This is a genomic window from Neisseria sp. P0008.S010 (assembly GCF_051962715.1).
In the GTDB taxonomy this organism is placed as follows: Bacteria; Pseudomonadota; Gammaproteobacteria; order Burkholderiales; family Neisseriaceae; genus Neisseria; species Neisseria elongata.
In genome coordinates, this window is sequence record NZ_JBQCVA010000166.1 from 1 (window position 1) to 450 (window position 450).

Genomic DNA, 450 nt, shown 5'->3' on the forward strand with positions numbered 1-450 from the left:
CCTACGGGTGGCAGCAGTAGGGAATATTGCACAATGGAGGAAACTCTGATGCAGCGACGCCGCGTGAGTGACGAAGGCCTTCGGGTTGTAAAGCTCTGTTCTCAGGGAAAAAGAAAGTGATTGTACCTGAGAAGAAAGGACCGGCTAACTTCGTGCCAGCAGCCGCGGTAAGACGAGGGGTCCAAGCGTTGTTCGGAATTATTGGGCGTAAAGCGGGTGTAGGTGGCTCTATAAGTCAGAAGTGAAAGCCCCGAGCTTAACTTGGGAAGTGCTTTTGATACTGTAGATCTTGAATGTGGGAGAGGATCGTGGAATTCCAGGTGTAGTGGTGAAATACGTAGATATCTGGAGGAACACCGGTGGCGAAGGCGGCTATCTGGCTATGTACTGACGCTGAGACACGAAAGCGTGGGGAGCAAACAGGATTAGATACCCTGGTAGTCCTGTCTC

The 450-nt window shown here is 51.6% G+C and carries 1 rRNA gene; it reads left to right on the forward strand.

What is annotated here, in order from left to right:
* Window positions 1–450, forward strand: a 16S ribosomal RNA gene (locus ACTHSL_RS13045); the annotation flags it as partial.